The sequence below is a fragment of the Arthrobacter sp. B0427-1-12 genome, assembly GCF_059092905.1.
Map to the genome: position 1 here is coordinate 229,301 of NZ_JBNHIC010000001.1, position 26,433 is coordinate 255,733.

Sequence of the window (26,433 nt, forward strand, 5' to 3'; positions counted from 1 at the left end):
GTTCAGAGCACCGCGAGCATGATGCCCACCGCGACGAACAGGATGCCGAAGGTCCGGTTCAGCAGCCGCTGGCCGCGTTCGCTGCGCGTCAGCCGCCGGAACTGCCGCGCCGCCGCCGCGAAGAAGAACCACATCACCAGGATGTCGATCAGGACAACGGTGGCCGCCAGCACGGCGTACTGCAGCAGCAGCGGCTCCTGCGGGCGGATGAACTGCGGCATGAACGCCAGGAAAAACACGATCGCCTTGGGGTTGAGCAGATTCACCCACACACCGCGCCGGAACATGGCGAACGCAGGCTCGGAGCGCGGGGACGCCGCCGCATGCTCGGCGAAGTCCGGTTTGGCGAGGAACTGGCGGATCCCCAGGTACACCAGGTAGGCTGCGCCGGCATACCGGATCACATTGAACGCGAGCGGTGAACCGGCAACCAGCAGTCCCACGCCCGCCGCGACGATGAGGATGTGGATGACCAGGGCCAGCTGCTGTCCCAGGATTCCCCAGATGGACCGCCGGAACCCCGAGTTGAGGGCATTGTTCATCGTATTGATGGCCCCGGCGCCCGGAGTGAAGCTGACAACGGTACCGGCGCCGGCCAGGGCCAGCCACAGGGAAAAGCTCACCTTCGAAATTCTATGCGGGTGCGGGCGGCTCCGGCGCCCGCAACTCAGGCCCGCGCGATCAGCTCCACATTCGGAATCAGGAAGATCCCGTCCGGGGCGGCGCCCCAGCGGCGCCAGCCGGCGGCGATGCGTTCCAGCTTCTCTTGGTCGGCCAGCCCGCGCTCCAGTGCCTGCTCCGCGAAGGCGGAATGCAGCACGCGGGTGGCCCAGGTCTCCGACTGCCAGGTCCGGCGTTCCTGTGTGGCATACAGCCAGTTGGCGGAGGATGGCCGGATGTCCGTGAACCCGGCCTCCAATGCCCAGGAGATCAGGTGCCGGCCGGCGTCGGGCTCTGCCTTGTTGCCGCGGGCGATCTGCTGGTAAGTGGCCATCCACTCGTCCAGTTCGGGGATTTCCGGATACCAGCTCATGCCGTGGAAGTCCGCGTCCCGCACGGCGACGATGCCGCCGGGCTTGGCCACGCGTCGCATTTCGCGCAGCGCGGCCACGGGCTCGGTCAGGTGCTGCAGCACCTGGTGCGCGTGGACGACGTCAAACGTCCCGTCGGGGAAGTCCAGGTCGTAGACATTTCCGGCCCGGAACTCCACGTTGCCGAGCCGGCGCCCGGCCGCCAGTTGCCGTCCCTGGGCCAGTACCTCCTCGGAACGGTCCAGGCCGGTGACCTGGCCGGGCGCCACCAACTCGGCGAAATCCACGGTGATGCTGCCCGGTCCGCAGCCGACATCGAGCACCGTGAGCCCCTGCATGAGATGGGGCAGGAGGTAGCCGGCGGAATCCACGGCGGTGCGGGCGGCGTGGGCGCTGACCACGCTCTGGTGGTGGCCGTGGGAGTAGACGTCGTCTTCGCTGGGGCTGCTCATAGCAGGACATTACTATCCCGGCCCACCCACGGCGATGCAGGTGACCCTGCGTGACTAACGTTGGCTGCCTGTGCTCCGGCCGTACCGCCGCAGCAGCAGGTAGGCCGCGCTGCCGGCCAGCAGTCCCCAGAACGGGGACACGATGCCCCACGGTGCAATGCCGGAAGTCGTGACCGCCAGGGTGATGACCGCGGCCTCGACGGCGATCGGATTGGCGCGGACGTCGGAAATCGCGTCAATGAAGGACCCCTGCAGGGCCCCCAATAGCGCGACGCCGGCCAGTGCCGTCATCATCTCCGGCGGGACGGCGGCGAACAGCGCCACGGCGCTGTTGCTGACCAGGCCGAAGAGGATATAGAAAATGCCGCAGAAGATCCCAGCCATGTATCGGCGGCGCATGTCCTCGTGCGCTTCCCGGCCCGCGCAGATGCCGGCGGTGATGGCGGCAAGGTTGATGCCGTGGGAGCCGAACGGCGCGGACACCAGCCAGGCCGCGGACGCCCCACCCAGCAGGAGCCTGTCATTGACGTCGTAGCCGGTCGAATGCATCATCGTCAGGCCGGGCCCGTTCTGCCCGGCCATGGTGACGATCATGAGGGGGATGGCGATGCCCATGATTGCCTGGGCGTCGAAGGTCGGCGTGGTCCAGATCGGCCCGCTGAGGTCCAGCGTCAGTTCCGGCGCCTTCGCCTGGCCTGCCAGTATGCTCAGCGCTGCGCCGGCAACCAGCGCAGCCAGCACGGCGTAGCGCGGGATGAAGCGGCGCCCGGCAAGGTATACGGCTGCCAGGCCGCCGGCCATCAGCGGGGAAGCCACGACGGCGGCAGCGGCCTCGAGCACGAACGGCAGCAGTACTCCGGCCAGCACGGCCGCCATGATGGGCTTGGGCACAATCGACAGCAGCTTGCCGAAGAGCCCGGTCACGCCCAGCACCAGCGCCAGCAGCGCGGCCACCACGTAAGCGCCGATGGCATCGCTGTATGCGTAGTCGCCGAGCGCGGTCAGCAGCAGCGCAGCGCCCGGCACGGACCAGGCAACGACAATCGGCTGCCGGGTGAAGAGGCTCAGCGCGATGCAGGTCAGGCCGCTGGCGACGGCGATGGACCAGACCCAGGACGTGGTCTGCTCAGCACTGAGTCCGGCACCCTGGGCCGCCTGCAGGACCACCAACATCGGGCCGGCATAGGAAATGGCGACGGCGACGAACCCGGCGGTCACGGTGGAGAGGGAAAAGGCCTGGCCCAGGCCTGGACCGGGCGCGGTGGCGATGGTGCGGGACATTGGCACTCCCTGTGATCGGCTTCACTGCCGCAGGCCACTGTAGCGGTTTTACCGGATATGAGTTGCGGGCCTTCGGATATCAATCCCGGCCCCGGAGCCCTGTCCCGCCCGCCCCGGTCCCGCCGAAACCTCAATTTATGTTGATTCTCAGGAGGGATTCCGGCAAAAACTGAGGTTTCGCGGGAGGACGATTGGCAAAGTTGAGTCGAGGCGACTCAACTTAACTTGACTTCATTTGGGCCGTTTCCTAGACTTGAGTGCAGAACGCTCAATCTGCCTGCTCCGTTCCGGGCCTGTGGGTTGAGGGCATCGTCAGGACAAGAAGGAGACAGCTAATGTCACGTGCCGTAGGTATCGACCTTGGAACCACCAACTCGGTGGTTTCCGTACTGGAAGGTGGCGAACCCACCGTAATCGCCAACGCCGAGGGTGGCCGCACCACTCCGTCGGTGGTTGCCTTCTCCAAGGCCGGCGAAGTCCTGGTCGGCGAAATCGCCAAGCGCCAGGCCGTCAACAACATCGAGCGCACCATTTCCTCCGTCAAGCGCCACATGGGCACGGACTGGAAGAAGGACATCGATGGTAAGAACTACACGCCGCAGGAAATCTCCGCGCGCATCCTGCAGAAGCTCAAGCACGACGCCGAGAGCTACCTGGGCGAGAAGGTCACCGATGCGGTGATCACCGTTCCGGCGTACTTCAACGACGCCGAGCGCCAGGCCACCAAGGAAGCCGGCGAGATTGCCGGCCTGAACGTGCTGCGCATCGTCAACGAGCCCACCGCGGCGGCCTTGGCCTACGGCCTGGACAAGGGCAAGGAGGACGAGCTCATCCTGGTCTTCGACCTCGGCGGCGGCACGTTCGACGTGTCCCTGCTGGAAGTCGGCAAGGACGAGGACCAGTTCTCCACCATCCAGGTCCGCGCGACCGCGGGTGACAACCGCCTCGGCGGCGACGACTGGGACCAGCGCGTCGTGGACTACCTGCTCAAGCAGCTGCAGACCAAGGGCATCGACCTCTCCAAGGACAAGATCGCCCTGCAGCGCCTGCGCGAGGCCGCAGAGCAGGCGAAGAAGGAACTGTCCTCCGCGTCGAGCACCAACATCTCCCTGCAGTACCTGTCCGTGACCCCGGACGGTCCGGTCCACCTGGATGAGCACCTGACCCGGGCCAAGTTCCAGGAACTGACGACGGACCTGCTGGACCGCACGAAGAAGCCGTTCCACGACGTGATTGCCGAAGCCGGCATCAAGGTTTCGGACATCAACCACATCATCCTGGTGGGCGGTTCGACCCGTATGCCGGCAGTGTCCGAGCTGGTCAAGCAGATGGCGGGCGGCAAGGAACCGAACAAGGGCGTGAACCCGGATGAGGTCGTGGCGGTTGGCGCTGCACTGCAGGCCGGCGTCCTGAAGGGCGAGCGCAAGGACGTCCTGCTTATTGACGTCACCCCGCTGTCCCTGGGCATCGAAACCAAGGGTGGCGTGATGACCAAGCTGATCGAGCGCAACACCGCGATCCCGACCAAGCGTTCGGAGACCTTTACCACCGCCGATGACAACCAGCCGTCCGTGGCCATCCAGGTCTTCCAGGGTGAGCGTGAATTCACCCGCGACAACAAGCCGCTGGGCACGTTCGAGCTGACCGGGATTGCCCCGGCGCCGCGCGGCGTTCCCCAGATCGAGGTCACCTTCGACATCGACGCCAACGGTATCGTCCACGTGTCCGCCAAGGACAAGGGCACGGGCGCCGAGCAGTCCATGACCATCACGGGCGGCACCGCACTGTCCAAGGATGACATCGACCGCATGGTCCGGGATGCCGAGGAGCACGCCGCGGAGGACAAGAAGCGCCGCGAGGCCGCTGACGTCCGCAACACCGCGGAGCAGACCGCCTACTCGGTGGACAAGCTGCTGGCCGACAACGCTGACAAGCTGCCGGAGAACGTCAAGACCGAGGTCAAGGCCGACGTCGACGCCCTCAAGACCGCGCTGGCCGGAACCGATGACGACGCCGTGAAGTCCGCCTTCGAGAAGCTGCAGGCTTCCCAGAGCAAGCTGGGCGAGGCCATCTACTCGCAGGCCCAGCCGGCCGAAGGCGCAGCGGCCGGTGACAGCGCCGGCAACCCGGGCGCAGGCAAGTCCGATGAGGACATCGTCGACGCCGAAATCGTAGACGAAGACGAGAAGAAGTAACCATGCCCCACCACGGTGATGAATCAGAGCACGAGCACGAGGATCTGACGCCGGTCGACGAGGCCCACGACACGGCTCCGGAGGGGGACGCTCTAGCGCAGGCCGAGGCGATCCTCAAGGAGGCCGGCCTCGAGGCGGAAGCCGGGGACGGAGCCGGTCCGGAAACGGAAACCGGCGAAACCGTCGAGACGGATCTCGCGGCCGAGCGGCTTGCTGACCTCAAGCGGCTGCAGGCGGAGTATGTCAACTACCGTAAGCGGGTGGAGCGTGACCGGGATGTCGCCCGGGACGCAGCGGTGATCAGCATGCTGAATTCGCTGCTGCCGGTGCTGGATGACATCGATGCCGCACGGCAGGCCGGCGACCTGGAAAGCGGGCCGTTCGCTGCGATCGCCGTCAAGCTGGAGAACGTGCTGGCCGGCTACGGTCTGGTCCGCATCGAGGAAAGCGGTGTCGCGTTCGACCCGAACATCCACGAGGCGCTCATGCAGCAGTCCAGCGCTGATGTCGAGACGGATACCGTGAGCCAGGTCCTCCGCTTCGGTTACAAGAGCAACGACCGGACCCTCCGGCCGGCCCAGGTAATCGTCGCGGTACCTGAATAGCGTCCGTAGGGGCCAGAGCCGCCTTTCCCGAAGGCCGCTCTGGCCCTCGCCGCTTTCGGCCGTAACTGTTCTACATTGAGAAGAAAGGAGGTGCCATGGCCAGCCAGGACTGGATCGACAAGGACTTCTATAAGATCCTGGGCGTTCCCAAGGATGCCAGCGACGCTGACATCAAGAAGGCATACCGCAAGCTCGCGCGCCAGTTCCACCCGGACCAGAACCAGAACGATCCCGCGGCGGAAAAGACGTTCAAGGACGTGAGCGAGGCCTACTCCGTGCTGTCGGATCCGGAGGAACGCCAGCAGTACGATGCGATCCGGGCCATGGGCGGTGGCGCGCGGTTCAGTGCGCACGGTGCCGGCCAGCCGGGCGGCAGCGGCTTCGAGGATATTTTCGGCGGACTGTTCGGCGCCGGCGGCCATGGCCGAGGACGGCAGGCAGGCGGCTTCACGGCTTCGGGCCTGCCGCCGGAATTCGCCGATCTCTTCGGTGGGGCCGGCGGCTACGGGGGATACCGGCAGGCACCGCAGAAGGGTGCGGACCGGACCGCGACCACCAGCATTTCCTTTGCCGGGTCGATCAAAGGAACCAGCATCGGCCTGCGGGAACCATCCGGCGAGGTCATTGACGTCCGTATCCCCGCCGGCATCAAGGACGGCCAGAAGGTCAGGGTTCGCGGCAAGGGACAGCCGGGTCCGGCGGGCAACGGCGACCTGCTGGTGACGGTCAACGTCAAGCCCCACGAGTTCTTCACGCGTGAGGGCGACAATATCCGGATCCATGTTCCCGTAACCTTCCCCGAGGCAGCGCTCGGCGCGCAGATCCAGGTACCGACGCTGACAGGGGAGACGGTTAAGCTGCGGATTCCGCCGGGAACCCCGTCGGGGAGGACGCTGCGCGTCAAAGGGCGCGGTGTGTCGACCTCGAAGGCGACCGGTGACCTGCTGGTGACCATCGACGTCGTCGTTCCGCAGAAGCTGAGCAAGGAAGCCGAGGACGCGGTGAAGGCCTTCGCGGCGGCCACGGCCGACGGCGGCCCCAGGGCCCACCTGGGCGACAAAGCGCGGCTGTAGGTTGAACGTAGCAGCCGGCCTGTGCCGCGGCCAGGCTGCGGTTCCCGCCGCGGCTCCGGCCGCGGCGGGAACGGCGCCCGCGCTGCCCGGCATGGCCGATGACTTGGTGAAAGGAGAACAGTGGGCATTGACAGCAATGCGCCCATATTTGTGATCTCCGTGGCGGCGGAGCTGGCGGAGATGCACCCCCAGACCCTGCGGCAGTACGACCGCCTGGGCCTTGTGTCACCCAGCCGTGCGCCTGGCCGGGCCCGCCGTTATTCACAGCGGGACATCGAGACATTGCGCGAAGTGCAGCGCCTTTCCCAGGAAGGGGTGTCGCTCGAGGGGATCAAACGGATCCTCGAACTGGAGACCCAGGTGGCGCTGCTGGAGGCGCGTGTACGGGAACTGAGCGAGGAGCTTGCGGACGCCCAGGCCCGCGGCAGCGCCGAGGCCCGGCGGATCTTCGCCGCAGGACTGGCCGGTGATGTCGTCAGCCTGGCGCGGGGGCAGCGTCCGCGGCCACGTTCGCAGGCCCTGGTGGTTTGGCGGCCGCAGGGTCATTAGCCGAGCGCCGGGCCAGTTCCATCGCTCCGGCGAGCCGTATGGCCAGTGCCGGCCCCACCCCGCCGATGTCCTGGAGCCGCTCAACGGAAACAGACTGGAGCCCGGCCGGCCCGCCGAACTCCGTCAACACCAGGCCGGCCAGTTCCAGGCTGCTCAGCCCGCGGGTGCCGGACCCAATCACCAGAGCCAGGACCTCCGCGTCCCGCAGCCGGGACAGTCACACCCGACGCAGGCGTTCCCGAGGCCGGCCGGCTTCGCTGTGGGCAACTGTTCCGGGTGTCCCGGCGGTGGAGGAGCAGTGCCGGGAGGCGGTCGGCCAAGATTCGCCTGAAGTTCAACTGCAGAACATCGCCCGGGCTGGTACCGGCGGCTACGTTCGAAGGGTCAATACGTCCCACGATGAATGAGGACCCACCATGAGCGCACCAGCCGCAGCACAGCTCAACGTCGTCGTTTCCGCCGAAAGCGTCCAGGAGGGCGACGACGCCGTCGTTTCGTCCAACGTCACCCTGGTCAACGCCTTGCTGACTGAGCTGCTCACCGAAGACGAGATCGCCATCAATGCGCTGCGCAGCTACTACGTCGATTTCTACCTCACGCAGGTGCTCAACGGCGGATTCGCCCAGTACATCTTCAATTCCGGCTGGAAGGCGGAACTCAACGAACGCGTCCTCGAGGGCCTGAACCTCATGGGCGCGGATGCCCATGCCCGGCTGTTCGAGAAGGCCGTGGCCGCGTTCGAAGAACTGGACGAGGAGGAAAAGGACTTCTTCCTCAGCGATGCGTTTTTCGATGACCTGGACGAGGACGATCTGGAGGGCGACTGGGACGAAGACCCGGACGAAGACCTGGACGACGACGGCTCCGCCCGGAACAGCGAATCCATGCCTGACCCGGAAGAAGACTACGACGAAGACGAAGAGGACATTTTCGACGATATCGACGAGGACTTCTACGCGCTGAACGATTCGGACGATCTGGTGGCCAGGAACGCCGCCTGGCTGCGTTCCCTGCCGGAGTTGCAGGTCATTCCCCGGGACGGACTGGAGGACTATGTGGGCCGTCGTGTCGCGGAGATTCCGGATCTGGCGGAACGGAAGGAAGCCGCGGCCCGCTACCTGGCGGAGAATATGCCGGAGTCCGAGCGCATTATCCGGGTTCTCACCGAGGTGGCCGGCCAGGAACTCGAGGCGATCACCCTCGGCGACCCGCAGTTCAAGTGGCAGGGCGAAACCGCTTTTGCCTGGCACTTCACCACCGACCAGGGTGAGTACCTGATGATCGAGCGGGAAAATGAGGCACTGATGATCGACGGCGATACCCGCGAGATTGTCGCCTCAGTGGAATTCGACGACGAGGACGCCGACGACGAAGAGCAGGCATCCGCCACCCAGGCCAGTCCGCTGCGCTAGGAGCTCTGCCGAAGAGATCGCCGGCACGGCAGCGGGGCGGGACGCTTGACGTGTCCGGCCCCGCCCGGCCCCTGGCAATGCTGTTGCACAGCCCTGCTTACTGCATCATGGTTCCATCGGGAGCCACGAGGTACCACACATCGCCGACGCCCTGACCAATGATGTCACCAGGTGCCTGATCCTCTGCGTAAAGATAGATCGGCATGCCGTTGATGGTGATCTGCTTCTGGCCGTCCGGCGTATCGATGGTTCCGATTTCGCCGGTCACTCCCTCAACGGATGGCGAATCGCTCTCGGTGGTTACCGGCGGCCAGGCCTGGAGGCAACCGCCGGTGCAGGCGCTCACGCCCGAATTCGCGGTGTCCCGCGTGTAGTAGTAGACGCTCAGGCCTTCGCCGTTGACGACGATCTGGCCCGCTTCGCTTTCCGCGACTGCCAGGTCTGCAGCACCTTCGCCCGCGGCGCCGCCGGTTCCCTCGGTGGTTCCTTCAGTCGGAGACGGGGATTCGGTGGCGGGAAGCGGATCAGTGATCATCGTGCCGTCCGGTGCCACGACGTACCAGACCTGGCCCACGTCCTGGCCGGTCACATCGCCCGGCTGGTTGTCCCGGATCCAGTAGTACAGCGGCATGCCGTTGAGGGTGACCCAGCGCTGGCCGTCGGGGCCGTCCGGGCCCTCAATGGTGCCGACCTCGCCCGTGACGCCTTCAACCACGGGGGTTTCGTTGTCCGTCAGCATGGGCGGCCAGTCGATGAGGCACTGGCCTTCGCACGCACTCACACCGGAGTTGGCGGTGTCGCGGGTGAAGTAGTACAACGTCATACCGTCGCTGTCGACGACAATCTCGCCCAGCGGGGAATCGGCGGTCATCAGGTCGACGTCACCCGCCGCCGTCGTTTCGGCGGGGGATTCGGTCTGTTCCGTCCCCCCCTGCTGCCCGCAGGCCGTCAAGGCCAGCAGGCTCAGCGCCATCGCAGCGATGACGCCGCGCAGCTTGTGGTTCATGGTTTGGTACCTCCTGATTATCCGGGCAGGGCTCGGGATGAAGGGAGGCGGTCAGAGCGCGCCTCTGACAGTGAAGACGAGACGCGACGGGATGAGGTTCAAATCACATGCACAAGTTTCGGGCTGAAAATTACGACGGCGGCCGGCAAGCCTGGCGCCGTCAGGCTGAAGCGCGCGCCGTGCGCCGGTAAGTGAGGTCGAAGATCTCCCGGCCGGCGCGGTGCGCTTTGTTCTCGAAGCTGGTCACGATCCGGCCCTCGAAGCGCGGCGCCCAGCCGCCCTTGTCATCCAGGTCGGCGGATGGGACCCGGCCCTCGGCGCCGCTGGCCCACACCCGAGTCAGCGGGCTGTCGGCGCCGCTGCGTTCACCCGCATGCACATTCTGGAAATCCGCTGCCCTGTCCAGCACTTCCCGCATTTGAACCGCGTAGTCGGACCAGTCGGTGGCCAGTCGCCAGAGGCCGCCGGCTTCGAGGACGCGGGCCACCAGCGGAGCGAAGCTGTCCTTGACCAGCCGCCGTTTGATGTGCCTGGTCTTGTGCCACGGATCCGGGAAGAACACCCAGACTTCGCTGACCGAGTCCTCGGGAAGCATGGTGCTCAGTACCTCCGGCGCATTGGCCTGGACCACGCGCACGTTGGTCAGGCCCCGCTGGCCGATGCGCAGGAGTGTCTGCGCCAGTCCCGGGCGGTAAACCTCGACCGCCAGGAAGTTCCTGTCCGGATACTGTTCGGCGGCATTGACGACAGCCTCGCCCAGCCCCGAACCGATCTCGACGACCAGAGGCGCCTTGCGCCCAAAGGCGGCCGCGGCATCGAAAACGAAGCCGGGATGCACCGAGGTATCGGCCTGCCGGCGGGGCACGTCCACCACGAATCGGGCGGCATAGTCTTCCCAGGCCTGCTGCCTGCGGCCCTGCAGTCGGGAACCGCGGCGGACGAAGGAGACCGGCTGGCTGCGGTAGGCGCCGGCGGCTGGGGTATCGGGCTGGTCGGGGGAGTGCGGCTGGTTGTTCATCGCAGTAAAGGATAGCCGCTGGGACGCTGGTGCCGGTTGGCCGGCCGCCGGGAGCAAATAGATGCCCGCAGGACCAACGCCGGTCCTGCGGGCATCTACCCCCAACTGGTGTTTCCCTTGGATCCGAGCGTTCCATGAAGTAGCTTGATAATCAAGTAAAGACGGCCTTATTGCCCGGCTGACCCTAGAACTCTCCTCGAGTTGCCGCGGGTTTCCGGAGTTTGAGCCAATCACTCGGCTACCGAGTAACTTGGTAGACTCTGCGGCAGAGGGGGAAAAGATGCCGACAGCACCCAGCAGTGACACGATCGGGGATCCTGTTCCGAAGCAGGATGTCCGCGCTTTGGTGGACATCCTTCGGGTCCTGAATGCCAATACCCTGCGCCTGCGCATACATTTTGCCGGTGAACTGGGCCTTGGCCTGAACGAGTTGAACGCTCTTGTCCATCTGCTCGATGCCGGCCGGATGACTCCGAAGGACCTCGCCCGGATGCTCAGCATCACCACCGGATCAGCCACGGCGATGATCGACCGCCTGGAGAACGCCGGTTTCGTGGCCCGCCGACCCCATCCCAGTGACCGCCGCAGCCTGCTGCTGGACTTGACCCCGGCCGGCCGGCACGCCATGAAGTGGGTGGGTGAACAGTACGAGGCAGCCATCGTGGGCTCCTTCCAGGAGCAGATCCGGATTCCGGAGGGCACCACCGATTTCCTGCGGAAGCTCTGCCGGGCCATCCAGGAGGCGGCGGACAAGCTGGGCGGATCCTGACCCAGCCTGCTGCTGGTAGACTTGAGGAAGTTGCTGCGCTTCGGTGCAGCCTGCGTCGTTGAACGCTTACATTCTGTCCCGCTGTTCCATCAGCCACCGGCCCCGGTCACCACGTGTGTTCCGGCAGGCCAGCCCCTGAGCGGTTGACACTGTCTGACTTTTCTTCGGCGAACCCCTCGCGGACCCGCGGCGGGGACACTGACCGAAAGTACCTGTACATCCATGACTACTTCTGTTGCCTCGCGCCCGATTTCAGCCATTCCGGCCGATTCCACCCCGCGTTTTTCCGCTCTGGGCGTGCCCCGGGCCCTGGCCAACGCCCTGGCCGCCCAGGGCATCACGGCGCCGTTCCCGATCCAGGTCCAGACCCTGCCGGACACTCTTGCCGGCCGTGACGTACTTGGGCGCGGCCGCACGGGTTCGGGCAAGACACTGGCCTTCGCCCTGCCGCTCGTCTCCCGGCTTGCCGAGCGCGAAGCCGCACACCGCCGTCGTCCCGGCCGTCCCCTGGGCCTGGTGCTCGCGCCGACCCGCGAACTGGCCACCCAGCTCAACAACACGATCGAACCGCTGGCGGCCGAGCTGGGCCTGAACACTACCGTGATCTACGGCGGTGTCTCCCAGCAGCGCCAGGAAAAGGCGCTGCGCGCCGGCATCGACATCGTCATCGCCTGCCCGGGCCGCCTCGAGGACCTGATGAAGCAGCGCATCGTCACCCTGGAGGCGGTGGAAATCACGGTGCTGGATGAGGCGGACCATATGGCGGACCTTGGCTTCCTGCCCGTGGTCAAGCGTCTGCTGGACGCCACGCCCGAGCGCGGCCAGCGCCTGCTGTTCTCCGCCACGTTGGACAACGGCGTGGACAAGCTGGTCAAGCGCTACCTGTCCAATCCGCTGACGCATTCGGTGGACGACCCGCAGGCCGCGGTCACCACCATGGAGCACCACGTGCTGGTGGTCAATGACCAGACCGTCAAGAAGCAGCTGATCGTGCAGCTGGCAGCCGGTACGGGCCGCCGCGTGCTGTTCATGCGCACCAAGCACCACGCCCGGAAGCTGGCGAAGCAGCTGACCGATGTTGGCATCCCCGCCGTCGATCTGCACGGCAACCTCTCCCAGAACGCCCGCGACCGCAACCTGGCCGAGTTCGCCGCCGGTGATGTCCGCGTCCTGGTGGCCACCGACGTCGCCGCCCGCGGAGTGCACGTGGACGACGTCGAACTGGTCATCCATGTCGACCCGCCCACGGAACACAAGGCCTACCTGCACCGCTCCGGACGCACCGCCCGTGCCGGTTCCGACGGCACGGTGGTCACCGTGACCCTGCCCGAGCAGCAGTCCGACGTCCGAAAGCTGATGAAGGCCGCCGGTGTCGATGTCGCGTTCGAGCGTGTCACCGCAACCTCACCGCTGGTGGAAAAGCTGGTGGGCGAGATGGCTGAAAAGGTCGATCCGCGCACCCGGGCCATGCTGCTGGCACAGAAGCTGCCGCAGCAGGGCGGCGGCAAATCCACCGGCGCCAACGCCCAGCGCAAGCGCGCGCAGCGTTCCGCAGGCGGTGAGGGCCGCGGCGGCCGCGGGAAGGCTTCGGGCCAGCCGCAGCCCCGCACCGGCGACGCCGGCCGGCGCGGTGCGCGCCAGGACGTCGCTCCCCGCAGCCATGGCGCCCACAGCAGCGCCGCCGGAAGCGCCCGCGACGGTGGAATGAACGGGAACGAGGGTGGCCAGCGGTCCTCCTCGGCCCAGCGGTCCGCTCAGCGTCCTGCCACGGGCCAGCGGCCGGCCGCCCCGCGCGGTTCGCGCCGTGCCTCCGTACCGGCAACACAGGAGCGGCGCCGCAGCCGCTGATCGGCTGCGGCCTCGGGACATCCGGTGGCTATTCGACCGCCCGTTCGCTGATGGACTGTTGCCGCGCGCCCGGTGCTATCCGGAAGCGGCGTCCGGTGATCTCCGTGGGGACGATCCGGATGAAGTTGTTCTTCTCGCCTTCCTGCCAGGGGAACAGCGGGAGCATGGCGGAGGCCAGGATGTCCTCGATGTTCTGCAGCCGCTCGGCCCGGCCCTTGATCACAGCGCTCCAGGCATGGTTGCTGCCCGCATCGTAGCCGTCCACCTCGAAGGCCACGGGGTGGCCGGACAGTACGCCGTCCAGTTTGCTGCCCTGCGCGGTGCGGAAGACGACCGTGCCGTGGTCCACCACGTAGGTGATCGGGAAGATGTCCGGATGGTCCCGGATGATGACCGCCAAACGGGCGATCTCAGCAGTGCGGATGGCCTGCCAGCACTCATTGGCAGAGAGGTCGCGGATTCCGTGAACTGCATCATTGGCGTCCATAGGCTCAGTCTAGGCGCTGGCCATGGCGGAGTGTAGGGCCCGCTGCGGTCAGCCCGTTGGACTCGCCGCTGTGTCCTCCGTGCACAAAAGTACGATGGCAGCCTGTCCGGTGACGCCCATGGCTTCCCTCAGGGCTGGCTCGCCAAGCGCCCTGCGCATGCCCGCCAGCGAGGTTGCGCCGCACGGACCCGAGTCCACCTTCAGGCGGCCCAGGTCGGCCATGGCCCGGGCCGCCTGCTCATCTGCAATGGCCACGGCGGCGTCTGTTCCGCCGCGCAGATCAGGCCAGGCCGTGAGCGAAACGGTGCCACAATCCAGGCCGGCAAGCATGGTACGGCCGGTTTCCACCGACGTCCGCCTGCCGGCCTTCAGGGATTCCAGCAGGCAGGCGGCGCCCCGCGGTTCCACGCTCAGCAGCGACGGGCCTGCATCCCCGAAGGCGCGCCTCCGGTGCCAGCCGCGCTGTCCGCGGTGCTGGCGCCGGTAATGCTGCACGGCAGCCTGCGCCAGCGATCCGGCACCAACCGGCGTCGCCACGGCATCGACCCGCCGCACACCGGCTTCGGCCAACTGCAGGTCGATCTCCCGGAAGATGGTGGAATACCCCTCCACGATCCAGGTGGGGACCCGCTCATATCCGGGCCACGCCCTGTCCTGGATGAGCAGGGCGGTAAGATCCGCCGTCGAGGGATCGAGCGCATACTCTGCAGCGGCGACCGTCCCTTCGGCGACCCTGGCCGCGGCGGCTCGGACGACGTCGTCGTACGGGGCGTCCAGTTCGGTGACCACGGCGCCCTCGCCGGCGATCCCGTCCTTGGCCCGCCGGCTGATCTCCGCCGGCACGAAAATCTCCGCCCCAAGCCCCAGCATCCGGGCCATGCGTGCCACGGCCCGGCCATGGTTCCCGTCGGTGGCCGCAACCAGCGACAATTCACCAACGCCGGCGAGGAACGGACTGATGTCCTCGAGCGAGCGGGGGAGGCGGGTTTCGCCCGCATGCTCGGCGAGGGCCCGGCACACGGCCCAGGACGCCCCCATGATCCTGAAGGCCGGCAGTCCCAGCCGCAGGGGCTCCTCCTTGGCGAAGACGCGGCCCACGCCCATTTCCGCTGCGAGTTCCGGCAGTTCCCTGAGCGCCGTAGCGCCGTACCCGGCCAGCCGCTGATGGAAGGAGAAGACTTCGCCCGGGACCGGCTGCGCCACATAGCTTCGCGCCTGGGGGTTGGCGAACCAGTCCGCGGGATCCATGCCTTCATTGTTGCCGCCGCGGCGGGCGAAAGATAGGCCCGCCTCCAGCAAGCGGAGTGGGTGGGCTGTCAGGGGCTTCCCCCATGGCGGCGCGGGGCCGCAGCGGGAAGAATGGGCTTCATGAAGGCCCTTCTGAATATTATCTGGCTGCTTTTCGGCGGCATCTGGCTGGCACTGGGCTACGTCCTGGCCGGCATTATCTGCTGCGTCCTGATTGTCACCATACCCTTCGGGATCGCCTCCTTCCGGATCGCGGGCTACGCGCTGTGGCCCTTCGGCCGCACCGTGGTGGACCGCGGAGGCAGGACCTATTTCATGTCCACCCTCGGCAACATCATCTGGCTGGTCTTCGCGGGGATCTGGATCGCCATCGGCCACGTCCTGACGGCCATTCCGATGTTCCTGAGCATCATTGGAATTCCGCTGGGCATCGCCAACATCAAGATGATCCCCGTATCCCTGATGCCGCTGGGCAAGGAAATCGTTCCCACGGACCGCCCCTTCATCCCGCAGTACCGGTAGGACGCTACTGGTGCCGCTGCAGCCATTCGTCCCAGACCGGCTGCTCCCGCCGGGCGGCCGCGGCCGCACCGGACCCATAGAGATAGGCGTGCATGCTGATCCATGTCTCGTCGTGGAAGGAGTGGGCGGCCAGCTCCAGGATGCCGGCATGCGGGCTGGTCAGGTGGACCGCGACCATCCTGGGCCCGGTCTGGAGGATCGTTCCGGCAAAGGCCGGCGCGTCTTCCGGTGAGCTGACGGCGCTGCCGGGTGCGCCGCCGTCGAGCTTCAGGGCGTCCTCGAGCCGGTTCCAGACCGCATCCTCGGGCCCGGTCGTCTGCTTTGACGCGAGCAGGGTCGCGGCCGGCTGATTGCGGTAGTTGGCCAGGTAGAAGCGGAGGTTGAAGAACATCTGCTCCCAGCCTGCCAAGGTTCCGTCTACATCCGCCGCATGGGCCTGGGCGTTTCGGGGGAAGCCCGACGTCAGAGTCACCCTGCACCGGCCCTCGGCGGCCGGCTCCACCGTGATTACGGTGACCCAGTCCGGAACGGGTTCGTCCGGACCCAGCCAGTCCCGTTCGACGTATTCAAAGCGTCGCGGCGGTTCCCAGACGGAGACTTCCCCGATGCTGTCCCCGTGTTCGCCGTGGTGGGTGATGATCCGTCCGCCCACCCGCTCCTCGATCTCGGCCGGGACGAACCAGGCTTCCGTGCCGGCCCCCGTCGCTACGGCCCGCCAGACGTCCTCGGGGGATCCGTCAACCTCAGTCGCCACGCGGGCCAGATAGCCGCCGTTGGCAGTGTCGATGCCGCTTTCGATGCTGTCCATGCGATCACTTTCCTTTGTCAGGAGCTGGTATCTGCGTACAGTCTCGCAATTTTTCCGCCCCGCGTCTTGCGCGCAGGCTAGGCATTGGGCATAGCCTCGGGATATGAGTGCTATGGCGGAGCAGCCAGCCGGGACCAAGCGGTACGTGATGGTGGCGGGCGTGGAGCCCCTGTACGACGGAATGGCATTCGGCAAGGATGCCTGGCCGCTGCACGTGACGCTGGTGCTGTTCCAGGCGGACTTCGATGCAGCGGCCGCCGTGTCGGCGGTGGATGAGGTCATGGCGGCAGCGGAGGCCGTGACAGTCCGCATTGGCGCGGACGCGCGGTTCGGATACCGGGGATCCGTCCGGGTGTCCCTGGTGGAACCGCATCCCGGCCTGCAGGAGCTCCACGAAAGGCTCGCCCGGGCGGCGGTGGCGGGAAATGCGCACATCAAGAGTCCCCAGCACGCTTACGCACATTACCGGCCGCATGTGTCCGTCAAGGGGAAACGCCGGGTCCACGAGGGCGACGAGGTCCGGCTGGGTCAGTATGCCCTGGTGGACATGCAGCCTGACGGGGACTCAAGGATGCGCAAGGTCGTGGCGCTGTGGGAGCCGTAGCATGACGGGCCGTGGTTTTCCGGCGGGTTTTCGTGGGCCGGGCCGGTGGCCGTCTGCGGACCGCGCCCCGCTGCGGGGACGCGGTCCTCGATGGCAGCTCAGCCGGGTGGCGTTAGCGCTTCCGGGCCTTGACTTCCGTTTCCATCACCTTGGCCTTCTTCTCGGCGCGCTTTTCCTTCAGCGACCGGCTGGCGGCTTTCTTTGCGCCGGGCTTTTGAGACTTTTCAGACATCATGTTCCCTTTCCACGGGGCGGCGATGGGCCCCGTTACCGGTTGACCATACGTGGTTCCGCAGGAAAGGCAATTCGGCCCCGGCTGCAGGCGGTCGGACGCTGTGGAAAACTTTACAGCTTAAGTTGAGTGAGTTAGACTCAACTTAGTTGCGCGGAGCTTCGTGAGGCAGTGTCGCTGCCCGGGGCTCACCCTGATTCTGACCACAGAGTGCTCGGAAGGAGCTCGCTTTGGACGCCAAGTTCACCACCAAGAGCCAGGAGGCTCTTTCCGCCGCCGCCATGAACGCATCGACGGCCGGCAATCCCCAGATCGAACCCGCCCACCTGCTGAAGGCGCTGCTGGACCAGCGGGAAGGTGTCGCCGTCGCGCTGCTGCGCGCCGTGGGCGTCGAACCGGACGTCATCTCGCCGAAGGCGAGCCAGCAGATCAAGTCCCTGCCGTCGTCGTCCGGTGCCTCCGTGGCCCAGGCGCAGCTGGGGCGTGCCGGCCTGCAGGTAATCCAGGCGGCGCAGCAGGAAGCCGAAAAGCTCGGGGACGACTACGTCTCCACTGAACACCTGCTGCTGGGCCTGGCTTCCGACGCCGGTGCCACCGGCCAGCTCCTTCGTGGCGCGGGTGCCACGCATGAAGCACTGGCAGCGACGCTGCCGAGTGTCCGCGGTGACCGCAAGGTCACCGGTCCGGACCCGGAGAACACCTTCCAGGCGCTGGAAAAGTTCGGCGTGGACATGACAGCAGTGGCCCGGGCGGGCAAGCTGGACCCGGTGATCGGCCGGGACTCCGAAATCCGCCGGGTGATCCAGGTGCTCAGCCGCCGCACCAAGAACAACCCGGTGCTGATCGGCGAACCGGGCGTCGGCAAGACCGCCGTCGTCGAAGGCCTGGCCCAGCGCATCGTGGCCGGCGACGTGCCCGAATCTCTGCGGGGCAAGACGCTCATCTCGCTGGACCTCGGAGCCATGGTGGCCGGGGCCAAATACCGCGGCGAATTCGAGGAACGGCTCAAGGCAGTCCTTGAGGAGATCAAGAACTCCGGCGGCCAGATCATCACCTTTATCGACGAGCTGCACACCGTGGTCGGCGCCGGCGCCTCCGAAGGAGCCATGGATGCCGGCAACATGCTCAAACCGATGCTGGCCCGGGGCGAACTGCGGATGATCGGCGCCACCACACTGGACGAGTATCGGGAACGGATCGAGAAGGACCCGGCACTGGAGCGCCGCTTCCAGCAGGTCTACGTCGGGGAGCCGAGCGTGGAGGATACGATCGGCATCCTCCGCGGCCTGAAGGAGCGCTACGAGGCGCACCACAAGGTCTCCATTGCCGACTCCGCACTGGTCGCGGCGGCGACGCTGTCCAACCGGTACATCTCCGGCCGGCAGCTGCCGGATAAGGCCATCGACCTGGTGGACGAGGCCGCGTCCCGGCTGCGCATGGAAATCGACTCCGCACCGGAAGAGATCGACCAGCTGCGCCGCGCCGTGGACCGCCTGACCATGGAGGAGCTGGCCCTGGAGGGCGAGACGGACGAGGCTTCCGTGGAGCGGCTGGCCGCCCTGCGCGCCGACATGGCGGACAAGAAGGAGCAGTTGGCGGCGCTGAACGCCCGCTGGGAGGCGGAGAAGGCCGGCCTGAACCGCGTGGGCGAGCTGAAGGCCCAGCTGGATGAGCTGCGCTCGCAGGCGGACAAGTACCAGCGGGAGGGCGACCTGGAGAACGCCTCCCGCATCCTTTACGGCGAGATTCCCACCTTGCAGCGGGAACTGGACGCCGCGCAGGCCGCCGAGGAGCAGCCGGACAAGCCGGAACTGATGGTCGCGGAGGAAGTCACCGCCGACGACATTGCGGAGGTCATCTCAGCCTGGACCGGCATACCCGCCGGCCGGATGCTGCAGGGGGAGACCCAGAAGCTGCTGCAGATGGAGCAGGTCATCGGGGCCCGGCTGATCGGCCAGACCAAGGCCGTGGGCGCCGTTTCGGACGCCGTCCGACGGGCACGGGCGGGCATCTCCGATCCGGACCGGCCGACTGGTTCCTTCCTCTTCCTGGGCCCTACCGGCGTCGGCAAGACCGAACTGGCCAAGGCGCTGGCGGACTTCCTGTTCGACGACGAGCGCGCCATGGTCCGGATCGACATGTCCGAGTACTCGGAGAAACACTCCGTCTCCCGGCTGGTCGGTGCCCCCCCGGGCTACGTTGGCTACGAGGAGGGCGGCCAGTTGACGGAGGCGGTCCGCCGCCGGCCGTACTCCGTGGTGCTGCTCGACGAGGTGGAGAAGGCACACCCCGAAGTGTTCGACATCCTGCTCCAGGTGCTCGACGACGGACGTCTGACCGATGGACAGGGGCGCACCGTGGACTTCCGTAACGTCATCCTGGTCCTGACTTCCAACCTTGGCTCCCAGTTCCTGGTCGATCCCTCACTGGACGACGAGGCCAAGCGCACAGCCGTAATGAACATCGTCCATGCCTCCTTCAAGCCGGAGTTCCTGAACCGGCTGGATGACGTCGTCATGTTCGACGCCCTCACCCTCGACGAGCTGTCCCGCATCGTCGACCTGCAGGTCCAGGCGCTGGCCGCACGCCTGCACGAACGGCGCCTGACGCTTGAAGTCACCGAACCTGTCCGGCAGTGGCTCGCCTTGAACGGTTTCGATCCTGCTTACGGCGCACGGCCACTGCGCCGGCTGGTGCAGCGGGAAATCGGCGACCGGCTGGCCCGCGGGATCCTGGCCGGGGAGATCAACGACGGCGACACCGTGCTCGTGGATCTGCCGGAGATCACGGTGGAGGACGCCAACACACCCGGCGGACTGGTGGTGCGGGCCAAGTAGGGCCGGTCAAGGCAGGACCGGTCCACGCAGGGCCGGCGCGGGGACTGCTAGCCGATCAGCGATTCGGTGATCACATTGCCTTCTTCGGAGAAGACGATGCAGTCCACGCGCCGGTCGCCTTCCTGCCAGGATTCCTCGGTAGGACGGGCCTGGGTCAGGCTCAGCGGCTGGAACCGGTCCACCGTCGCGCTGAAATCCACCGACCCGCAGAGTTCCTGGCCCCTGGCTGCCAGCGCCTCGCGTCCCGGGAAGTCATCTTCCTCGGGGTAGGTGAAAGTGGCAACCAGCTGGGCATTGTGCGGCAATCCGCAGGACACGACGGTCACAGCCTGGTTGGCATCCACGAAGTCCCGCATGCAGTCGGCCTGCTGCAGGTCCACCGGCTGGACGCCCTGCGCAATGACCCCCTCAGTCCCTGCGGCCGGCCGGTCCGCTGGTGCTCCCTCGGGACCCGATCCATTGCCTCTCAGCAGGCTGGCGACGACCACGACCAGGATGACGGCCCCGATGGCTGCCGCGATGATGAACAGCATCAGCGGTGAGAGCGGACCCTTGGTGCCGTTGCCGTTGCCGTTGTTCCGCGGCCGGAACTGGGCGGCCGGCGGCTTTTCCGCCGGCGTCTGCCCTGCCGGGGTCTCCTGTGGCGTATTCTCGGCGTGGTTCTCGTCCTGCGGTTCGTCCTGTGGCTTTTCCTGCGGTTCTTCAGCAGGCGCGGCCGTGGCTGCCATGGCCGCGAAAATGTTCTCCCAGCGACTGGCGTCATTGGCCTGGTCCAGCCATTCCGGTGTGTCGCCGGCGGCACCGAGGTCCGGCAGTGCCGTTTCCGCGGTGTCTGCCGCGGCCCCGGTGTCCTTCGTGGCCTTGGCGACCTCGGGTTCAACCGGTCCGCCGACCATGATGCCCGCGGCGACGGCCGCCTGCTCCACGGAGGCGGCTTCCGCGGCGGCTTCGTCCACGGATGCCGCGGCCGCAACGTCGTTGCTGATCCTGGCCTCGCCGAGCACCGGCTCCCCAAGTGTCAACTCGTCGGTCGGGGTCGTCAGTTCCGGTTCGGATTCCAGTTCCGGTTCGGATTCCAGTTCCGGTGCGGGGGCAGCAGCGGCCGCCGGCGGTTCGCCTGCGGCCTCGTCCCGGCCGGATGGCAGCCGTGCGTCCGGTTTGCTGTCCTGATCGCTCATAGCGAAGCTCTTCACCTTCCCTGCAGCGGCCTGCCGGGCCGGCCAATTGACGTAGTGCACACCGACTCTAGCTAATTCTCTGCCTATATGCGCACCGTCCGCACCGGTAAAGCGCCGCAGCGAACGATCAGGAAACGTTCAGCCACGGGCGTAGGCGCACACATGGGGAACAGAAACCATGTACCCTGTTGTTACGACAGAATTGATCAAATATTCCGGGGCCTCGCAGACTTGCCCAAGCGACCACCTCCGGATCGACGTACAAAGGGGGTCACGCCATGGGGCGCGGCCGTCAAAAGGCAAAAGCGACTAAGCAGGCTCGGGACATGAAGTACTTCAGCCCGGCTACGGACTATACGGCACTTCAACGGGAGCTTGGTGCTTCAAACAGCCATGCCTCGAGCCGGTACTCCGAGGATCCGTATGAGGCGGACTATTCGGAGTATGAGGACAAGTACGCGGATCAGTTTGATGACGAGGACGACGACGAACACAGTCGCAGGATCGGCTGACCGCCTTCCGTAAGCCGTCCGCCTTCGCGGATTGCCGCCGTCGTCCAATCAAGTGAACCAACCGCCAGCGGTGCGCCCATTGGGCCGCACCGCTGGTGGTATTTAACCGCCGGCGCTGCCCGACGCGCGCCGCAACAGTGCCGGCGCAGCGGAAAGGCGCCGCCCCGTTCACGGGACGGCGCCTGATTCCAGCAGCAGGGGCGGGAAGCGGCTAGGCGTAGGCTCCCACCAGGCGGACGGCGCCGCCGTCGACCCCCTTGGCTCCCTGTACGTAGTCGAGGTCGCCGGCCCCGTCAGGACCTGTTGCCGCACCGACCTGGCCCATCACCCAGGCGGGCGTACCGCGCTCGGCCAGGCGGGCAACGGCGGCATCCGCGGCGTCGGCGGACACCACGGCGACCATGCCCACGCCCAGGTTGAGCGTGCGCTCCAGGTCCGGTTGCGGCACATTGCCCAGCTCGGCCACCAGCTTGAAGACGGCGGGCAGTTCCCAGGTGGAGCGGTCCACCGTGGCCTCGAGGCCCGACGGCAGCACACGGGCAAGGTTGGCGGCCAGGCCGCCGCCGGTGACGTGGCTGAAGGCGTGCAGCGGCGCTGCACCGGAAACGTTGAGGGTGCGGACCAGGTCCAGGCAGTCCGCGGCATACACGCGGGTCGGCTCCAGCAGCTCCTCGCCCAGCGTCCTGCCCAGTTCGGAGACCTGGCGGTCCAGTGCCCACCCGGCGTGGTTGATGACGCGGCGCACCAGGGAGTAGCCGTTGGAGTGGATGCCGGAGGAAGCCATGCCGATGACCACGTCGCCCACCTTGACCCGATCCGGGCCCAGCAGGCTGTCCGCCTCCACCACACCGGTGGCGGCACCGGCGACGTCGTACTCGTCTTCCTTCAGCAGGCCGGGGTGCTCGGCGGTCTCGCCGCCCACCAGGGCGGTGCCGGCTACCTTGCAGGCGGCGGCAATCCCGCGCACGATGTCCGCGATCCGCTCCGGAACCACCTTGCCGCACGCGATGTAGTCCGTCATGAACAGCGGTTCGGCGCCGACCACCACGATGTCGTCCACCACCATGCCGACCAGGTCGAACCCGATCGTGTCATGGATGTCCATGGCCTGGGCGATCGCCACCTTGGTACCGACGCCGTCGGTGGAGGTGGCCAGCAGCGGCCGCTTGTAGGTCAGCAGCTTCGACACATCGTAGAGGCCTGCGAAGCCTCCGACGCCGCCGATCACCTGAGCGTTGTGGGTCGCCTTGAGGGCTTCCTTCATGAGTTCGACGGCGCGGTCCCCGGCTTCGACGTCGACGCCGGCGGAGGCGTAGGTGATGCCGTTCGCCTGGGCAGCGGCGTTGCGTTCGGAGGCGGTCATACGGTCTCTTTCTTCTGCGCGTCGGTCAGCATGGGCTCGAGTTCACTGTCGGGCCCCGGGTCGCAGGAGCCGGTCCGGCGTTCCTGCTCCAGCAGGTTCTTGCCCAGGCGGTCCGCCGAGGGCAGTTCGATCGGATACCTGCCGGTGAAGCATGCGGTGCACAGGCGCTCGCGCGGCTGCTCGGTGGCATCGATCATGCCGTCTTCGGAGATGTAGCCGAGGGAATCCGCGCCCAGGGAGGCCCGGATGTCGTCGACGCCGATGCCGTTGGCGATCAATTCCGCGCGGGTGGCGAAGTCGATGCCGTAGAAGCACGGCCACTTGATGGGCGGGGAGGAGATCCGCACGTGGACCTCCTGTGCGCCGGCTTCGCGCAGCATCCGCACCAGCGCCCGTTGGGTGTTGCCGCGCACGATCGAATCGTCGATGACCACCAGGCGCTTGCCGCGGACCACGTCCTTGAGCGGGTTGAGCTTCAGCCGGATGCCCAGCTGGCGGATGGTCTGGCTGGGCTGGATGAAGGTGCGGCCCACATAGGCGTTCTTGACCAGGCCCTGGCCGTAGGGGATGCCGGATTCTTTGGCGTAGCCGATGGCCGCGGGGGTGCCGGATTCCGGCGTCGGAATGACCAGGTCCGCCTCCACCGGATGCTCCTGGGCGAGCCGGCGGCCCATCTCCACGCGGGCGGCGTGGACGCTCCGGCCGTTGATGGAGGTGTCCGGGCGGGCCAGGTAGACATACTCGAAGACGCAGCCGGCCGGCTTCTTTTCCGCGAAGCGCTGGGAGCGCAGGCCGTTCTCATCGATGGCGATGAATTCACCCGGTTCGATCTCGCGGACAAAGGACGCGCCGACGATGTCCAGGCCGGCCGTTTCCGAGGCCACGACCCAGCCGCGTTCCAGGCGGCCCAGTACCAGCGGGCGGACGCCGGATTCATCCCGGGCCGCATACAGCGTGGTTTCATCCATGAAGGTGAAACAGAAGGCGCCGCGCAGCTTGGGCAGGATCTCCAGCGCGGTCTGTTCCAGGGATTGGCCCGGGTGCCCGGCCATCAGGGCCGTGACCAGGGCGGTGTCCGTGGTGTTGCCCTGTGCGATTTCGCCGCTGCGGGGCTTCCCGTAACGCTCCAGCAGCACATCGTAGAGTTCGGCGGAGTTGATCAGGTTGCCGTTGTGGGCCAGGGCCACGGTGCCGCTGGCCGTGGCGCCAAGGGTCGGCTGGGCATTGGCCCAGGTGGACCCACCGGTGGTCGAGTACCGGCAGTGGCCGACGGCGATGTGGCCGGTCAGCGTGTTGAGGATGGTCTCGTTGAAGACCTGGGAAACCAGCCCCATGTCCTTGTAGACATTGATCCGGTTGCCGTCGCTGGTGGCAATACCGGCGGACTCCTGTCCGCGGTGCTGCAGAGCGTACAGGCCGTAGTAGGTCAGTTTTGCTACTTCTTCGCCCGGTGCCCAGACACCGAAGACGCCACAAGCATCCTGGGGTCCCTTTTCGCCGGGAAGTAGATCATGGGAAAGCATTCCGTCGCCGCGCGCCATTACGCCATTGTCTCACGAGAGCAACGGCGCGCATCAACTCCGGGAACCGCTGCGGCCGTGATCTGGTGCACGTGCGGTTACGGGGCCACGCCGTCGGCGTCATCGCCGGCGCTCTCGACCGTGGCCCGCTTGGCCCGGCGGACGCTGAAGTAATCGAAGAGCAGTGCGGCCAGCGCCCCGATCAGCACGCCCGGCAGCGCCAGCAGGACGGCAAAGAAACCGAGGACGGAGCCGCGGGTGAAATCCGGGTTCTCCGGCACCGCGAAGGTGATGATGAAGGCCGCGATCAGTCCGAGCAGGCCACCGGCGACCAGGAACGGGACGAATTTGGGCGCCCGGCGGATGGTGATCTCGCGGCGCTCGGGGGCGCCGCCGTCGTACCCGTTGGAGGCGTCGGATGCCGGCTGCTCAGAACTCATGCCCCTAAGCCTACCGGCCTGCCGGCCTGCCGGCAGCTAAAGCGGCAGGTAGGCCGCGAGGTCGGCACGCAGCCCGGAGGCAGCTACCTGGCCGGACCCGACGGCGTCCGCCCACCCGGTCCTGCCGGTCACCAGCGACAGCCAAGTGCCGGCGTCGGTCTCGATAACGTTCGGGGGAGTGCCGCGTGTGTGGCGGGGGCCGGCCACGCACTGGGCGACGCCGAAGGGCGGCACGCGTACCTCGACGCTGTTGCCCGGAGCCTTCCGGGCCAGCTCTTCGAGCGAGTACCGGACGGCGGTGGCCACGGTGCTGCGGCCGGCGGGGACGCCGGAACGCACCCCCTCCAGCCACGCGGCGATGGCTGCCGAACCGTCCTCGGTGGCAATGCGGCGCCGTGCCACGGCTAGTCCAGCAACGCCGAGACCGGGCCGGCCAGCCGTAGCTGCCCGACCGACTGTCCGCCGCCGAGCACGGGCCGCATGATCTTCTCCAGCACGGCGGCCACCCGATCCGGGTCCACCGCACCGGCTGCGGCCAGCAGGCTCAGGGCCACCAGCGAGGAAGCGCGTCCGTTGCCGTCCAGCATCTTGAGGGCTACCGAAGCACCCTGCGGCGTGCCCATCACCATCATGCCCTCCGCGCCGCCCTTGGCGATGACTTCGAGGTCCTCCATCACGACGGTGTTGGACAGCCCGTGGCCCTGGACAGCCCATGGGTAGTCCAGCATGGCTGTTGCCACCGTCGCGGCGCGGGCGTCCGCGTACTTGTTCGACGGCGCCTTGGCCAGCTTGCTGATGCTGCGGGCCAGGCCGCGCAGCGACACCGCCGGCAGCGGAGCCCCGCAGCCGTCGACGCCCAGGTGCTGGATTTTCTCCCCGGTGTACTCCTCCACCACAGTGCGCACGCGCTGCTGCAGGGGGTGGTTCGGGGCCAGGTAGGAGTCCGTATTCCAGCCGTTCTCCGTGCAGGCCCACAGGAAGGCGGCATGTTTGCCGGAGCAGTTGCTGGCTACCCGCTGCCGGCCCTGGTCGCTGCGGACCAGCAAATGACGTGCCTGCTCGTCCCGCGGCCATTCCGCCGGGCACCGGAGTTCGGCCTCCGTGACGCCTGCGGCGGAAAGCATCGACCGGACAACCTCGGTGTGCTCACGGGACCCGGAATGGCTGGCTGCCGCCAGTGCTACCTGGGGTCCCCGCAGCGGTACGCCGGACTGCATGGCAGCGATGGCCTGGATCGGTTTGAGCGTGGAGCGCGGGAAGACCGGGCTGTCGATGTCCCCCAGCTCGGTCACGACGCTGCCGTCCCCGGCCATGACGACTGCGGACCCGATGTGCCGGGATTCGATGAAGCCGTTGCGCTCCACGACGGCCAGTTCAACGGCGTTGATGGAGGTGAAAGTCTCTGGCATGGGTGTGCTTTCTGCTGGTACTGCGGGGAGGGGA

At 67.0% G+C, this 26,433-nt stretch carries 27 protein-coding genes; 11 read left to right on the forward strand and 16 right to left on the reverse strand.

Going from position 1 to position 26,433, the window contains the following annotated elements; genetic code table 11:
* Positions 1-2 precede the first annotated feature (2 nt).
* From AC5RWU_RS01195 to AC5RWU_RS01205, 3 genes are read right to left on the reverse strand one after another with little or no spacing between them, the layout of a single operon-like run.
* Positions 3-623: a LysE family transporter gene (locus AC5RWU_RS01195; RefSeq protein ID WP_494029045.1), complete on the reverse strand. Its 621-nt coding sequence runs from the start codon at positions 621-623 to the stop codon at positions 3-5.
* A 44-nt stretch (positions 624-667) separates the two neighbouring features.
* Entirely contained in the window at positions 668-1,483 is an 816-nt protein-coding gene (locus AC5RWU_RS01200) for a class I SAM-dependent methyltransferase (RefSeq protein ID WP_494029046.1), read from the reverse strand.
* Between the two features lie 54 nt (positions 1,484-1,537).
* The gene (locus tag AC5RWU_RS01205; RefSeq protein WP_494029047.1) at positions 1,538-2,764 is read right to left on the reverse strand and encodes a benzoate/H(+) symporter BenE family transporter; all 1,227 of its coding nucleotides are present in this window, start codon (positions 2,762-2,764) and stop codon (positions 1,538-1,540) included.
* A gap of 335 nt (positions 2,765-3,099) precedes the next feature.
* Here AC5RWU_RS01205 and dnaK point away from each other — a divergent pair, with 335 nt between their 5' ends.
* The 4 genes from dnaK to AC5RWU_RS01225 all read left to right on the forward strand — a co-directional run bounded on the left by dnaK (position 3,100) and on the right by AC5RWU_RS01225 (position 7,186).
* Positions 3,100-4,959 (forward strand): molecular chaperone DnaK, encoded by a 1,860-nt coding sequence (gene dnaK / locus AC5RWU_RS01210; protein WP_494029048.1) that lies wholly within the window; start codon positions 3,100-3,102, stop codon positions 4,957-4,959.
* A 2-nt stretch (positions 4,960-4,961) separates the two neighbouring features.
* Entirely contained in the window at positions 4,962-5,564 is a 603-nt protein-coding gene (locus AC5RWU_RS01215) for a nucleotide exchange factor GrpE (protein ID WP_494029049.1), read from the forward strand.
* Between the two features lie 95 nt (positions 5,565-5,659).
* Positions 5,660-6,637: a DnaJ C-terminal domain-containing protein gene (locus tag AC5RWU_RS01220; protein WP_494029050.1), complete on the forward strand. Its 978-nt coding sequence runs from the start codon at positions 5,660-5,662 to the stop codon at positions 6,635-6,637.
* Positions 6,638-6,757: 120 nt separating this feature from the next.
* The gene (locus tag AC5RWU_RS01225; protein ID WP_494029051.1) at positions 6,758-7,186 is read left to right on the forward strand and encodes a heat shock protein transcriptional repressor HspR; all 429 of its coding nucleotides are present in this window, start codon (positions 6,758-6,760) and stop codon (positions 7,184-7,186) included.
* Here AC5RWU_RS01225 and AC5RWU_RS01230 read toward each other — a convergent pair.
* Positions 7,113-7,403: a UPF0758 domain-containing protein gene (locus AC5RWU_RS01230; protein WP_494029154.1), complete on the reverse strand. Its 291-nt coding sequence runs from the start codon at positions 7,401-7,403 to the stop codon at positions 7,113-7,115. The two genes, AC5RWU_RS01225 and AC5RWU_RS01230, sit on opposite strands and share 74 nt — an antisense overlap.
* A 199-nt stretch (positions 7,404-7,602) precedes the next feature.
* Here AC5RWU_RS01230 and AC5RWU_RS01235 point away from each other — a divergent pair, with 199 nt between their 5' ends.
* On the forward strand, positions 7,603-8,598 hold the full coding sequence (locus AC5RWU_RS01235; protein WP_494029052.1) for a DMP19 family protein: 996 nt from the start codon (positions 7,603-7,605) through the stop codon (positions 8,596-8,598).
* Positions 8,599-8,695: 97 nt separating this feature from the next.
* On the opposite strand, the gene AC5RWU_RS01240 is transcribed toward AC5RWU_RS01235, so the two are convergent.
* Together AC5RWU_RS01240 and trmB are read right to left on the reverse strand one after the other, a co-directional pair.
* Positions 8,696-9,604 (reverse strand): hypothetical protein, encoded by a 909-nt coding sequence (locus AC5RWU_RS01240; RefSeq protein ID WP_494029053.1) that lies wholly within the window; start codon positions 9,602-9,604, stop codon positions 8,696-8,698.
* A 160-nt stretch (positions 9,605-9,764) separates the two neighbouring features.
* Positions 9,765-10,622 carry a tRNA (guanosine(46)-N7)-methyltransferase TrmB gene (gene trmB / locus AC5RWU_RS01245; protein WP_494029054.1) on the reverse strand — a complete coding sequence of 286 codons (858 nt, stop codon included), beginning with the start codon at positions 10,620-10,622 and terminating at the stop codon, positions 9,765-9,767.
* A gap of 280 nt (positions 10,623-10,902) precedes the next feature.
* On the opposite strand from trmB, the gene AC5RWU_RS01250 reads away from it, so the two are divergent.
* Together AC5RWU_RS01250 and AC5RWU_RS01255 are read left to right on the forward strand one after the other, a co-directional pair.
* A complete protein-coding gene (locus AC5RWU_RS01250; protein ID WP_494029055.1) occupies positions 10,903-11,391 on the forward strand; it encodes a MarR family winged helix-turn-helix transcriptional regulator in 489 nt (162 codons plus the stop codon).
* A 222-nt stretch (positions 11,392-11,613) separates the two neighbouring features.
* Positions 11,614-13,239 (forward strand): DEAD/DEAH box helicase, encoded by a 1,626-nt coding sequence (locus AC5RWU_RS01255; protein ID WP_494029056.1) that lies wholly within the window; start codon positions 11,614-11,616, stop codon positions 13,237-13,239.
* Positions 13,240-13,267: 28 nt separating this feature from the next.
* On the opposite strand, the gene AC5RWU_RS01260 is transcribed toward AC5RWU_RS01255, so the two are convergent.
* Positions 13,268-13,726, reverse strand: coding sequence for a pyridoxamine 5'-phosphate oxidase family protein (locus AC5RWU_RS01260; RefSeq protein WP_494029057.1), 459 nt, complete (start codon positions 13,724-13,726; stop codon positions 13,268-13,270).
* Between the two features lie 48 nt (positions 13,727-13,774).
* Positions 13,775-14,974: a pyridoxal-phosphate dependent enzyme gene (locus AC5RWU_RS01265; RefSeq protein WP_494029058.1), complete on the reverse strand. Its 1,200-nt coding sequence runs from the start codon at positions 14,972-14,974 to the stop codon at positions 13,775-13,777.
* Between the two features lie 120 nt (positions 14,975-15,094).
* Between AC5RWU_RS01265 and AC5RWU_RS01270 the strand changes: the two genes are divergently transcribed.
* Positions 15,095-15,496: a YccF domain-containing protein gene (locus tag AC5RWU_RS01270; RefSeq protein ID WP_494029059.1), complete on the forward strand. Its 402-nt coding sequence runs from the start codon at positions 15,095-15,097 to the stop codon at positions 15,494-15,496.
* Positions 15,497-15,500: 4 nt separating this feature from the next.
* Here AC5RWU_RS01270 and AC5RWU_RS01275 read toward each other — a convergent pair whose 3' ends face one another.
* Entirely contained in the window at positions 15,501-16,304 is an 804-nt protein-coding gene (locus tag AC5RWU_RS01275; RefSeq protein WP_494029060.1) for an SRPBCC family protein, read from the reverse strand.
* A gap of 112 nt (positions 16,305-16,416) precedes the next feature.
* Between AC5RWU_RS01275 and AC5RWU_RS01280 the strand changes: the two genes are divergently transcribed.
* Positions 16,417-16,908, forward strand: coding sequence for a 2'-5' RNA ligase family protein (locus AC5RWU_RS01280; protein WP_494036872.1), 492 nt, complete (start codon positions 16,417-16,419; stop codon positions 16,906-16,908).
* 112 nt (positions 16,909-17,020) lie between these two features.
* Here AC5RWU_RS01280 and AC5RWU_RS01285 read toward each other — a convergent pair whose 3' ends face one another.
* Positions 17,021-17,143, reverse strand: a complete 123-nt coding sequence (locus AC5RWU_RS01285; protein WP_494036873.1) for a hypothetical protein — start codon at positions 17,141-17,143, stop codon at positions 17,021-17,023.
* Positions 17,144-17,370: 227 nt separating this feature from the next.
* Between AC5RWU_RS01285 and clpB the strand changes: the two genes are divergently transcribed.
* Positions 17,371-19,977 (forward strand): ATP-dependent chaperone ClpB, encoded by a 2,607-nt coding sequence (gene clpB / locus AC5RWU_RS01290; protein WP_494029062.1) that lies wholly within the window; start codon positions 17,371-17,373, stop codon positions 19,975-19,977.
* 47 nt (positions 19,978-20,024) lie between these two features.
* On the opposite strand, the gene AC5RWU_RS01295 is transcribed toward clpB, so the two are convergent.
* On the reverse strand, positions 20,025-21,155 hold the full coding sequence (locus AC5RWU_RS01295) for a septum formation family protein (protein WP_494029063.1): 1,131 nt from the start codon (positions 21,153-21,155) through the stop codon (positions 20,025-20,027).
* Between the two features lie 278 nt (positions 21,156-21,433).
* Between AC5RWU_RS01295 and AC5RWU_RS01300 the strand changes: the two genes are divergently transcribed.
* The gene (locus AC5RWU_RS01300; protein WP_494029064.1) at positions 21,434-21,667 is read left to right on the forward strand and encodes a DUF3073 domain-containing protein; all 234 of its coding nucleotides are present in this window, start codon (positions 21,434-21,436) and stop codon (positions 21,665-21,667) included.
* A 211-nt stretch (positions 21,668-21,878) separates the two neighbouring features.
* On the opposite strand, the gene purM is transcribed toward AC5RWU_RS01300, so the two are convergent.
* The 5 genes from purM to AC5RWU_RS01325 all read right to left on the reverse strand — a co-directional run bounded on the left by purM (position 21,879) and on the right by AC5RWU_RS01325 (position 26,399).
* On the reverse strand, positions 21,879-23,030 hold the full coding sequence (purM, locus tag AC5RWU_RS01305; protein WP_494029065.1) for a phosphoribosylformylglycinamidine cyclo-ligase: 1,152 nt from the start codon (positions 23,028-23,030) through the stop codon (positions 21,879-21,881).
* The gene (purF, locus tag AC5RWU_RS01310) at positions 23,027-24,571 is read right to left on the reverse strand and encodes an amidophosphoribosyltransferase (RefSeq protein WP_494029066.1); all 1,545 of its coding nucleotides are present in this window, start codon (positions 24,569-24,571) and stop codon (positions 23,027-23,029) included. The genes purM and purF overlap by 4 nt, the downstream gene beginning before the upstream one ends.
* Positions 24,572-24,648: 77 nt before the next feature.
* Positions 24,649-24,990, reverse strand: coding sequence for a hypothetical protein (locus AC5RWU_RS01315; RefSeq protein ID WP_494029067.1), 342 nt, complete (start codon positions 24,988-24,990; stop codon positions 24,649-24,651).
* Between the two features lie 36 nt (positions 24,991-25,026).
* The gene (locus AC5RWU_RS01320; RefSeq protein ID WP_494029068.1) at positions 25,027-25,392 is read right to left on the reverse strand and encodes a sterol carrier family protein; all 366 of its coding nucleotides are present in this window, start codon (positions 25,390-25,392) and stop codon (positions 25,027-25,029) included.
* 2 nt (positions 25,393-25,394) lie between these two features.
* The gene (locus AC5RWU_RS01325; protein WP_494029069.1) at positions 25,395-26,399 is read right to left on the reverse strand and encodes an asparaginase; all 1,005 of its coding nucleotides are present in this window, start codon (positions 26,397-26,399) and stop codon (positions 25,395-25,397) included.
* Between the last annotated feature and the right edge of the window lie 34 nt (positions 26,400-26,433).